Annotated in this window: 9 protein-coding genes; 5 read left to right on the forward strand and 4 right to left on the reverse strand. The window is 71.5% G+C overall.

What is annotated here, in order from left to right; all coding sequences use genetic code 11:
* Window positions 1–24: 24 nt before the first annotated feature.
* Window positions 25–459: a DUF6214 family protein gene (locus ACFQ7F_RS16800; RefSeq protein ID WP_383271001.1), complete on the reverse strand. Its 435-nt coding sequence runs from the start codon at window positions 457–459 to the stop codon at window positions 25–27.
* 156 nt (window positions 460–615) lie between these two features.
* Here ACFQ7F_RS16800 and ACFQ7F_RS16805 point away from each other — a divergent pair, with 156 nt between their 5' ends.
* Window positions 616–1,965 (forward strand): FAD-dependent oxidoreductase, encoded by a 1,350-nt coding sequence (locus tag ACFQ7F_RS16805; protein WP_383271003.1) that lies wholly within the window; start codon window positions 616–618, stop codon window positions 1,963–1,965.
* 202 nt (window positions 1,966–2,167) lie between these two features.
* Here ACFQ7F_RS16805 and ACFQ7F_RS16810 read toward each other — a convergent pair whose 3' ends face one another.
* On the reverse strand, window positions 2,168–2,533 hold the full coding sequence (locus ACFQ7F_RS16810) for an ArsR/SmtB family transcription factor (protein ID WP_383271005.1): 366 nt from the start codon (window positions 2,531–2,533) through the stop codon (window positions 2,168–2,170).
* Between the two features lie 150 nt (window positions 2,534–2,683).
* On the opposite strand from ACFQ7F_RS16810, the gene ACFQ7F_RS16815 reads away from it, so the two are divergent.
* A complete protein-coding gene (locus ACFQ7F_RS16815) occupies window positions 2,684–3,781 on the forward strand; it encodes an NADH:flavin oxidoreductase/NADH oxidase (protein ID WP_383271007.1) in 1,098 nt (365 codons plus the stop codon).
* A 46-nt stretch (window positions 3,782–3,827) separates the two neighbouring features.
* Here the strand turns inward: ACFQ7F_RS16815 and ACFQ7F_RS16820 are convergent, their stop codons facing one another.
* Together ACFQ7F_RS16820 and ACFQ7F_RS16825 are read right to left on the reverse strand one after the other, a co-directional pair.
* Window positions 3,828–4,805, reverse strand: coding sequence for a transporter substrate-binding domain-containing protein (locus ACFQ7F_RS16820; RefSeq protein WP_383271009.1), 978 nt, complete (start codon window positions 4,803–4,805; stop codon window positions 3,828–3,830).
* A 15-nt stretch (window positions 4,806–4,820) separates the two neighbouring features.
* A complete protein-coding gene (locus tag ACFQ7F_RS16825; protein WP_383271011.1) occupies window positions 4,821–5,516 on the reverse strand; it encodes a hypothetical protein in 696 nt (231 codons plus the stop codon).
* A 243-nt stretch (window positions 5,517–5,759) separates the two neighbouring features.
* Here ACFQ7F_RS16825 and ACFQ7F_RS16830 point away from each other — a divergent pair, with 243 nt between their 5' ends.
* The 3 genes from ACFQ7F_RS16830 to ACFQ7F_RS16840 all read left to right on the forward strand — a co-directional run bounded on the left by ACFQ7F_RS16830 (window position 5,760) and on the right by ACFQ7F_RS16840 (window position 9,831).
* The gene (locus ACFQ7F_RS16830) at window positions 5,760–5,969 is read left to right on the forward strand and encodes a hypothetical protein (RefSeq protein WP_383271013.1); all 210 of its coding nucleotides are present in this window, start codon (window positions 5,760–5,762) and stop codon (window positions 5,967–5,969) included.
* 155 nt (window positions 5,970–6,124) lie between these two features.
* Entirely contained in the window at window positions 6,125–8,956 is a 2,832-nt protein-coding gene (locus ACFQ7F_RS16835; protein WP_383271015.1) for an AAA family ATPase, read from the forward strand.
* A gap of 128 nt (window positions 8,957–9,084) precedes the next feature.
* Window positions 9,085–9,831, forward strand: coding sequence for a BTAD domain-containing putative transcriptional regulator (locus tag ACFQ7F_RS16840; protein WP_383271017.1), 747 nt, complete (start codon window positions 9,085–9,087; stop codon window positions 9,829–9,831).
* The last annotated feature ends 275 nt before the right edge of the window (window positions 9,832–10,106 follow it).

Below are 10,106 nucleotides of genomic sequence, written 5' to 3' on the forward strand. Positions count from 1 at the left end.
CCCTGAGCGCGCCGCTCGTGTGCGTCAACGGCGGTTGTGGCGCGGGGGCAAGGCGCCCGCGTCCCGCGCGGAGGCAATGAGCTTGAGGGACCTGCGGCGGCTGCGGCCCGTCGCGTGCATCACCGCGAGCACGGGGTCACGCCCCTCGGCCTGCGCCGCGCGGTACTCCTGAGCCACCATCAACCGCCCCTCGCGCCCGCGCGGCCACGACGGGCGGGCGCGGTGTGCGGCGGGCGGCTGCGGATACAGCTGCGGGCGCGGGTGCTGGTGCGGCGGGTCGTCGGCCGGACGCGGCGGCTGAGCGTGCAGGCCCTCCAGGGTGATCCGCCCTTCCGAGACCACGGCCCGTGCGTCGACGGCGGCTCCGTCACCGAAGGTCAGCCGCACGTGGAACGAGGGCGAACTAGCAGAATTCGGCCAATAGTGATCAGAAACGCCAAGAAAGGGGCTCTCAAGCACAATCAAAAGGTAGCCGTGCGATCGCATTAGGTCACGAACGGCACGCCCTGGAGCGGGTGCCCGGATCAACGCGCCCCTCACCACATCTCCCCCTCGACGCACCGGGGTGCGATGCTGAGTTGACCCCCGAGGCCACCTCGCGGAAGGAGCACCGCCGTGCTGCAGGTCGCCGTCGTCGGATCAGGCCCGAGCGGGGTCTACACCGCGCAGTCCCTCGTCCAGCAGGACCGTGTGCCGGGGGTGCGCGTCGACGTCATCGACCGGCTCCCCTGCCCCTACGGCCTCGTCCGTTACGGCGTCGCGCCGGACCACGAGAAGATCAAGTCCCTCCAGGGCAACCTGCGTACGGTCCTCGAACACGACCGCGTCCGCTTCCTCGGCGGCATCGAGATCGGCCCCGGCGGCTTCCCCGCCGCGCGGCTGCTCGACTTCTACCACGCGGTGGTCTACTGCGTGGGCGCGGCAGCTGACCGCAAGCTCGGCGTGCCGGGCGAGGACCTGCCGGGGAGCCACTCCGCCACGGAGTTCGTGTCCTGGTACAGCGCACACCCGGACGCGGCGGCCGACGGCTTCGTACGGGGGGTGGAGTCCGCCGTGGTCATCGGCGTCGGGAACGTCGCGGTGGACGTCGCGCGGATGCTGGCGCGCGGCGTGGCCGAGCTGCGGCCCACCGACATTCCGCAGGCGGCACTCGGTGTCCTTGCCGAGAGCCGGGTGCGCGAGGTCCACATGGTGGGGCGGCGCGGCCCCTCGCAGGCGCGCTTCACCACCAAGGAACTGCGCGAGCTCGGCTCGCTCCCGGACACGGACGTGATCGTGGATCCCGAGGAGCTGGCGCTCGATCCCGCGTACGCCGACCCCTCCGGCCTGCCCGCGGCGGGCCGCCGCAACATCGAGGTGATGCGCGGCTGGGCCGAGCGTCCGGCGCGACACCTGCCGCGCAGCATCCGGCTCCGGTTCTTCCTGCGCCCCGTGGCCGTGGCGGAGGCGGCCGGGCGCGTCGGCGGGGTGCGGTTCGAGCGGACGCTGCCTGACGGTCTCGGCGGAGTGAGGGGTTCCGGGCGGTACGAGGACATCGCGGGGCAGCTGGTCCTGCGCTCGGTCGGCTACCGCGGGGTGCCCATCGAGGGGCTGCCGTTCGATCCCGGGCTCGGCACGGTGCCGCATGGGGCGGGGCGGGTGCTGCGGGCGGGTGTCGCGTCCCCCGGTGAGTATGTGGCGGGCTGGATCAAGCGGGGCCCGACGGGCGTCATCGGGACCAACCGTCCGTGCGCCAAGGAGACGGTGCTCTCCCTGCTCGACGACGCCCCCGCCCTCGTGCAGAGAGGGGTGCCCGAGGATCCTCTGCCCGCTCTCCGCGACGCGGGCCTGCACCCCGTCGAGTGGCAGGGCTGGCTGGCGATCGAGCGCGCGGAGGCGGCGCTCGGCATCTCGCTGGGGCGCGGGCCGGTGAAGATTCCCGACTGGCCCGGACTGCTGGCGGCAGCGCGGGACGCTGAGCGCTGAGCTGGGGCTGTGGGGGTCTGCGGGTCTGGTCTGCGGGCCCGTGGGGGCTGGGCGCGCAGTTCCCCGCGCCCCCTACGGGGCGCCCCTGCGCCCCGCCTGAGCCGCGGCCGGGTCGAAATCCCCGACCACGTGAGCAGCCATTGCCCTGCAGACCGGTGGGGGTCGGGCGCGCAGTTCCCCGCGCCCCTTTCGGGGCGCTCGTTTACGGGGTGCCCGTGCGTTCCGCCTGGGTCCTTGCCGCCGCCAGGACGCTGTCCAGGAGCCCGGGGAAGAGTGCGTCCAGGTCGTCGCGGCGCAGGCCGTTGAGCTTGGCCGTGCCGCGGTAGATCTGCTGGATCACACCGCTCTCGCGCAGCACCCTGAAGTGGTGGGTGCTCGTGGACTTCGTGACGGGCAGGTCGATCTGCGAACAGGAGAGCCCGTCGAGCCCCGCCTCATCCCTGGCCAGCTGCCGTACGACCCGTAGGCGCATGGGGTCCGACAGTGCGTGGAGCACGCCTTCGAGCCGGATCTCCGTACGCGCCGGATGGTCGAGCGCACGGCTGCTGATGGGTGCGGCGGTCGTCATGACGGCTCCACTTCGTCGGGGCTTCACGTCCGGGCTTCGCGTCTTCTCGAAGGCCTCCATAGTACGAGACTCATCGTAGTTTGACATCTGCCGTACTACGAGGTCTATCGTACGAGGAGTCCCGAAGTCCGTGACGAATGGAGTCCCGCCGTGAGCGCGCTGTTCGAGCCCTACACCCTGCGATCGCTGACCATCCCCAACCGCGTGTGGATGGCACCGATGTGCCAGTACTCGACCGAGGTGTTCGGACCGAACGCGGGCGTCGCCAACGACTGGCACTTCGCCCACTACGCGGCGCGCGCCGCCGGCGGCACAGGACTGATCCTCGTCGAGGCGTCGGCCGTGAGCCCCGAGGGCCGCATCACCCCCGCCGACCTCGGCATATGGAACGACACGCAGGTCGAGGCGTTCCGCCGCATCACCGGCTTCCTGAAGACCCACGGCACCACTCCGGGCATCCAGATCGCCCACGCGGGCCGCAAGGCGTCGACCGACCGTCCCTGGAAGGGCGGCGGACCCCTCGGCCAGGACGAGCACGGCTGGCAGCCGCTCGCACCCAGCCCGCTCCCCTTCGACGAGGGCGACCCCCTGCCGCACGAGCTCACCACGCAGGAGATCCGCGACGTCGTCGGCCAGTTCGCGGACGCGGCCCGGCGCGCGCTCGACGCCGGCTTCGAGGTGGTCGAGATCCACGGCGCCCACGGCTACCTCATCGGCGAGTTCCTCTCGCCGTTCACCAATCACCGTACGGACGAGTACGGCGGCTCCTTCGAGAACCGCTCCCGGCTCGCCCTCGAAGTCGTCGACGCCGTCCGCGCGGTCTGGCCCGAGGAGCTGCCCCTCTTCTTCCGGATCTCCGCGACCGACTGGCTGACGGAGAACCCCGAGGACGAGCGCGAGGGCTGGACGGCCGACGACACGGTCCGCCTCGCGAAGGAACTGCACGCCCACGGCGTGGACCTCCTGGACGTCTCCAGCGGAGGCAACGCCCCGAAGGCGCGCATCAAGACGGGTCCCGGCTACCAGGTCCCCTTCGCGGCACGGGTGAAGGCCGAGACGTCGCTCCCCGTGGCGGCCGTCGGCCTGATCACCGACGCCGAGCAGGCGGAGAAGATCCTCGCCAACGGCGAGGCGGACGCGGTGCTCCTGGGCCGCGAGCTCCTGCGCAACCCCTCGTGGGCCCGCCACGCCGCGCACGAGTTGGGCGGCGAGGTCGCCACCCCCCAGCAGTACCACCGGATGGTGTGAGCCCCGCATGTGAGCCGCGCGCAGAGCTGTTCGCCGCCGCGCAGGGCTACTTGCCGCCGCACGACGTCTTCCTGAGTTTCCTGAACTCGACGTCGGTGGGCTTGTAGTCCTGCTCGAAGGCGCTGGCCCGGGCGGTCACCTTCGGGAAGTACGTCTGGAAGGCCAGGGACCAGCTGGTCTGGAGGAACTCCTCCAGGACGTCGTTCAGCCGGTGACAGTCCGCGCTCTGGCCCTCACGCAGGCCGATCCCGTAGAACTGCCGGTTCTTGACCGTGATGTTCCGCGCCACCTCGACCTTGTCGGCGTACCGCGGGTCCTGGGCGAAGCCCTCAAGGATGATCTTGTCCGTCCATACGGCTTCGAAGTTGCCGTTGATGAGCTCGTTGACGCACGTCTTGTAGCTGTTGCGGAGTTCGGCCACCACCTCCTGGCCCAGGGCGGCACGGATGGCCTTCTTCGCCTTGATGTCCTGTTCGCTGTCCGGGTCGCCGGTGGAGCCGCGCACGCTGCACACCCGCTTGCCGTCGACGTCCGCCAGCCTCGCGATGCCGGTGTAGCCCTTGCGGACAAGGACCCCTTGGTAGGTCTTGAAGTACGGGGCGGTGAAGTCGACCTCCTTGTCCCGCTGGTCGGTGACGGAGTACGTGGCCACCACCAGGTCCATGCTCGCGTCGGTCAGCACGTTCTCGCGGTCGCGTGACTGGACGTCCCAGTCCGCGGCCTTGAAGTCGAGCTTCGAGCTGAGGAACTCCACCAACTGCGCCTCGAATCCGGCGAAGTCGTCCTCCTCCTCGCTGCGGGTGCTGAAGCCGGGCTGCCCCTTCTTCACCGCGACGTTCAGCGTCCCCTTGTCGAACATCGAGCCCGGTGTCTCGCTCTTCGTGGTGGTGCCGCCCGAGGGCGTGGATTTGTCGGGGCCGCCCCCCGACCCGCCGTCGGCGCACGCGGCGGTCAGGCTGAGGGCGAGGAGGCATGCGGCGGCGGCGAGTCGCGGACGTCCCGCTCTGAAGGATCTGAAGGACATCGACTCTCCCTTGGGCTAGCGGCGGTACTCCGCCTTCTCGAGCGTGAGGCTGACCCGGCAGTCGTTGCTGTCGGAGCTGTCGGCGCTGTCGGCCAGTTGGATGTCGACCGTGACCTCCGGCCCCGTGTCGTCCACCAGACCGAGCGTGGTGGTGAGGGTGCGTTCCAGGTCGACGGGGCCCTTCGCGTCGATGTCCGCGCCCTGGAACCGCAGGCTGCTCAGGGCCAGGCAGGGAGAACCCCCCGCCACCCCGTCCCGCGCCGCGAAGGTCACCCTCAGTTCGGCGCTGTCGCCCGGATCGGTCTTCACGGTGAGCCTGGCCGTTCCGTCCGCGTCGAGAGTGGCGTCCGTCAGCTTCGCCCCGGACGTCACGTCGACCGGCTGCCCCGCGAGCGCCCACGAGCGGATGCCCCAGATGACGGCGCCGACAAGCAGCGCCACGAACATCGCGCCGAGGAAGGCCCGCAGGTGCTGCGCCGCCTCGGGCCGTTCGCTCTTGGCCGCACGCCCCGTCATGGTCGAGGCGTACGCGATGAAGAGGGTGGCCGCGGTCACCGCGGCCGCCGTGCCGCCCCAGACCGCGACGGCCACGAGGACGAGCATCGCCACGAGATGAAGGGTGAACTGCTGCCCGAGGAAGCGCTTTTCCCTGGGGTCCGGTGTACGTGTCTCGCCGCCGCCCTCCGGGGCGCGCTCAGTCGGCGCAATCATGTGACACCCCCGCGTGCAACTGATGCGTGTGGAGGGCAAGGATGCCACAGAGAGTGACGAGAAACATCACAACTTACGTTATTTCAGGAGGCGTTCGGGGTGGCACAGCCTTGGCCAAGGGTCGGCGACTGGGGACATCCCTAGGTGACTCCCTGACGCGACGGGCGAACCGGGATTCGTACCGTGGATCCCTGTCGCGATGTGTCACGGTTCGGGGCCTTCGCCGGCCCTCGGGAGGGCGTTGTGCGTTACGTCATCGAGGTGTTCCGCTCGCCTGGGGGCGTGCACGGGAACGTGGTGGATGAGGACAATGAGGACGGGAACAAGGGCCACTGCACGCAGTTCCACGGCTGGCTCGAACTGCTCTCGCTGCTCGAACCGCCCCCGGACGCCGCCTCCGCGGAGAACGGAGAACCGGCCTCCGCGGCGGATGGTGACTCCTGTGGCGCCTGATCCCACGGCACGGCAATCAGCTCTCCGGGTGCCGGGAATCTGCTTGTACCGACACCGGTTTCGGCATCATCGTGGACGTTCAGGGCCATGCGCCCGGCACGGTTCGCCGTCACGGTTCCGGCGTCCGTACCGGGTGCCGACATGTGGGGGCGGTGATGACGTCCGGCGGCATACTGAACGGCCATGTCCACACACCGGCGCCGCATGAGGCGTTCTCCGGGCGCAGGCGTGAACTCGCCGCGCTCCAGGACGAGTTCCGCAGCGCGTGTGAGGGGGTGCCGCGCCTCGTCCTGGTCGACGGGCCCGGCGGCATCGGCAAGACCGCGCTGGTGCGCAGGTTCCTGGACACGGCGGGCGACGCCTGCGTACTCCAGGCCAGCGGCGAGGAGAACGAGAGCGCTCTGCCCTGCGGGGTGCTCGCCCAGTTCGTCGGGCAGAGCCCGATCCCGCTGCCGGACTGCCTGGGGTCGCTGGTCCGCACCCCCCGCTCGGCGCCCGGCACCCTGCCGCCGCTATCGGCAGGCTTCGGGCTGCTCGACCTGCTGAGCGAGCTGCAGGACAAGGGCCCCGTCATCCTGGTGCTCGACGACGCCCACTGGGCCGACTCCGCGTCCCTGAACGCGCTGACCTTCGCGCTGCGGCGGCTGCGCGTCGACAAGGTCCTTGCGATCGTGACGGCCCGGGATCCGCAGGCGCCCCAGCTGCCGGACGGCATTCGCCGGCTGCTCGCCGACGTCCGCACCCGGCGGATCCCGCTCCGCGGACTCAGTCCGGACGAACTGGGCTCGCTCAGCGCGCAGTTGTGGTCCGACCGGCTGCCGCACTCCGCCTCCGTACGCCTCCACGACCACACGCACGGCAATCCGCTGCACGCCCGCGCGCTGCTCGACCAGGTGCCCTCGCACGTCCTGCGGGACGTCACCACACCGCTGCCCGCGCCCCGTTCGTACGCCATGCTGGTGCTCGCCAACCTCGCGGAGTGCGGCTCCCAGGCGCTGCGGCTCGTCCAGGCGGTCAGTGTGCTCGGGCTCTCCTGCCCGCTGAGCGTGGCCGCATCGCTCGCCCGCGTCACCGCGCCGCTGCCCGCGCTCGAACGGGCCGTCAAGGCAGGTCTTCTGAAGGAGACGCACCCGGGTGCCGTTCCCGAGATCTCCTTCCCGCATCCGCTCGTCCATGCCGCGGTCTACCAGGACATCGGCCCCGCGCACCGGGCCGATCTGCATACGCGGGCCGCGGCCCTGGTCGGCGACGACTACGCGAGTCTGCGGCACCGCGTGCTCGCCTCCACAGGACCCGACGAGCATCTCGCCGCGGCGCTCGCCGCCTGCGCCCGGCGCGAGGCGGCCACCGGGCAGTGGGCGGTCGCGGGCACCCATCTGAGGCACGCGTCCCGCGTGGCGACGACCGACCTGGAGCGCGACCGGCTCGCCGTCGAGGCGGTCGAGGCGCTGCTCCTCGACGGCCGGGTGCACGAGTCGGCCGAGCTCGCGGCCGGTCTTTCGGCGGGCGCGGATCCGGCGCTGCGCGGCTATGTACGCGGATATGTGGCGCGCGTCCAGGGGCGCATGGAGCAGGCGCAGACGCTGCTCGTCGACGCCTGGAACCAGTGCGATCAGGAGAGCGACCCCTCGCTGGCCGCGCGGGCGGCCGAGCAGCTGAGCTACGCCGCCGTGATGCGGGGGCGCTCCGCCGATGCCGCCCAGTGGGCGGAGCGCGCACAGCGGCTCTCCACCCTCCAGGGGCCGAGCCGGATGCTGCGCTTCAACCACCTTCTGGCGCTGGGCCTCAGCGGGTTCGCCAAGAAGGGGATCGAGCTCGCCGGTGATCTTCCCGACCCCCTGCTCGTACCGCCCGCGAAGATTGATCTGCTCCTGGCCCGAGGACAGTTGAGGCTCTGGTCGGACGATCTGCCGGGCGCACGTACGGACCTGCTCGGGGCCGTGGCCAACTGCCGCAGGGGATCGGTTCCGTTGCGGCTGCTCTCCGCATCGGCACTCGCGCAGACCCTGCACCGGCTCGGTGACTGGGACGAGGCGCTGATCCACGCCGAGGCCTCCGCGTCGATCGCCGACGACACCGAGCAGTCGTGGCTCAAGCCCGTCACGCACGCCATCGCCAGCTGGATCCTCTCGGCACGCGGCTCCTGGGACCGCGCGTCGGTCCATCTGCGGCTCGCACTGGACGCACCGGGCTGCGACGAGAGCGCACTCGCGTACGCCTACGCGGCCTCTGCGCACGGGGCCTTCGCCGAGGCCCGCGCGGAGCCGGAGCGGGTCGTCGAGGCGCTGCGGCCGCTCCTCGGCTTCGCCACGCACGACGGGGTGAACGAACCGGGCGTGGTGTCCTGGCGTGAACTCCTGGTCGACGCGCTCATCCAGCTCGGCGAGTTCGACGAGGCACAGGAGGTGCTCCGCCCCTTCGAGGAGCGGGCGTCGGCGCGCGGGCAGCACTCGGCGCTGTCCGCGGCGGCACGGGTGCGCGGCAATCTGCACGCGGCGCGCCGGGAGACGGACCGCGCCCAGGCGTCGTTCCTGCGCGCGCACGACCAGGCGGCGCAGGTCCCCTCACCCTTCGGCCGCGCCCGCGTCGAGCTCGACCACGGGGCGTTCCTGCGCAGGATCGGCCGCCGCTCGGTCGCGGTGACCCAGCTGCAGGCGGCGTACACGACGATGAACGAACTGGGCGCCGCGCCCTACTTGGCGCGGTGCGAGCGGGAGCTCGACGCCTGCGGGCGTGCGGCGCCCCCGCGGCCCGCGCACGACCCGGCGGACCTCGAATCCGCCGCCGAAGGGCTCACCCCGCAGGAGCTGGCCGTCGCGCGGCTTGCCTCGCAGGGGTTCACCAACCGGCAGATCGCCACCGCCCTCGCGCTGAGCGTCAAGACCATCGAGTACCACTTGGGCCACACCTATACGAAGCTCGGGATCGCCTCGCGCATCGGGCTCGTGCACCACTTCGCCCCCCAGGACCGGCGCACGTCCTCCTAGTCCGTCCCCTGGCCGGAGCCCCCGCACACCGGGGTTATCCCTGGGCGGTTCCCTGAGGCACCCCTGCCGCTGCCCGGCGTAGGTTCTTGGCTGATCAGGGGACGGGACGCACTATCGGGGGTGCACAGATGGCTGTCACGGAACGTCAGGCGGTACGCGACGAAGCGCCACCGGCCCTGCGTCTGCGGCTGCTCGGGGGATTCCACCTCAGCCGCGGCGAGGACGACGGCGGCGGGCAGGTCGACGTGTCCGTCAGCGGGCAGCAGTTGCTCGCCCTGCTCGGTCTTCGCGGCCCCGCGACCCGTTCGGTGCTCGCCGGGACCCTGTGGCCCGATGTCACCGAGGAGCGTGCGCGCGCCTGTCTCCGTACCGCCATCTGGCGCCTCAACACGGCGAGTTCGGCCGTCGCCGACCCACGGCCCGGGGTGCTCGCGCTCAGCGGGCGCGTCCGCCTCGACGTCCAGGACTTCACCGTCACGGCCCGCCGCATACTCACGGCATCGGCAGAGGGGACCGGGGCCGCGTGCGCCTCGCTGATGGGCATGGGCGAGCTGCTGCCCGGCTGGTACCAGGACTGGGTGGTCTTCGAGCGCGAGCGGCTGCACCAGCTGCGGCTGCACGCACTCGAGGCCCTTTCGGCGCGGCTCGTCGTGCGGGAGCAGTACGCCCCCGCCCTGGAGGCCGCGTTGGAGTGCACCCGGATCGATCCCCTGCGCGAGAGCGCGCACCGGGCCGTCGTGACGGTGCACCTCGCCGAGAACAACCTCGCGGAGGCGATGCGCCACTTCAAGGCGTTCCGCGGGCTGCTCCGCACGGAGCTCGGCATCGAACCCTCGGAGCAGTTCCGCACGATGGTGCGCCACGCACTCACCTGATGGAGGCAGCCATGGCGACCGTGACAGCAGCGGGGACTCCTCAAGAGCGGGGGGTTCCTCAAGAACGGGTGACGCACCACCACGTCACCGCCGGCCTGTCTGTCCGTGCGCGCTCGGGGGTGCACGGGCTGCAGGTCGTTCCACCTGCCCCTGCCGGCCGTTTCGGGGGACGCGGCCGGCAGTCCACACCGACGCCCTGCCACGCACGGACACGGGGGTGCCGCGCGCGGTGACGGTGACGTCGGACACGGCGACGGCCGGGAGGCACCGCCTCC

The organism is Streptomyces sp. NPDC056486, from assembly GCF_042795295.1.
Classification (GTDB): Bacteria; Actinomycetota; Actinomycetes; order Streptomycetales; family Streptomycetaceae; genus Streptomyces.

What these genes read in the sequence shown, in the direction of transcription:
- ACFQ7F_RS16810 (WP_383271005.1), bottom strand. Translation starts at nt 2,533, where the DNA reads ATGACGACCGCCGCACCCATCAGCAGCCGTGCGCTCGACCATCCGGCG.
- ACFQ7F_RS16820 (WP_383271009.1), bottom strand. Translation starts at nt 4,805, where the DNA reads ATGTCCTTCAGATCCTTCAGAGCGGGACGTCCGCGACTCGCCGCCGCC.
- ACFQ7F_RS16825 (WP_383271011.1), bottom strand. Translation starts at nt 5,516, where the DNA reads ATGATTGCGCCGACTGAGCGCGCCCCGGAGGGCGGCGGCGAGACACGT.
- ACFQ7F_RS16835 (WP_383271015.1), top strand. Translation starts at nt 6,125, where the DNA reads ATGACGTCCGGCGGCATACTGAACGGCCATGTCCACACACCGGCGCCG.
- ACFQ7F_RS16840 (WP_383271017.1), top strand. Translation starts at nt 9,085, where the DNA reads ATGGCTGTCACGGAACGTCAGGCGGTACGCGACGAAGCGCCACCGGCC.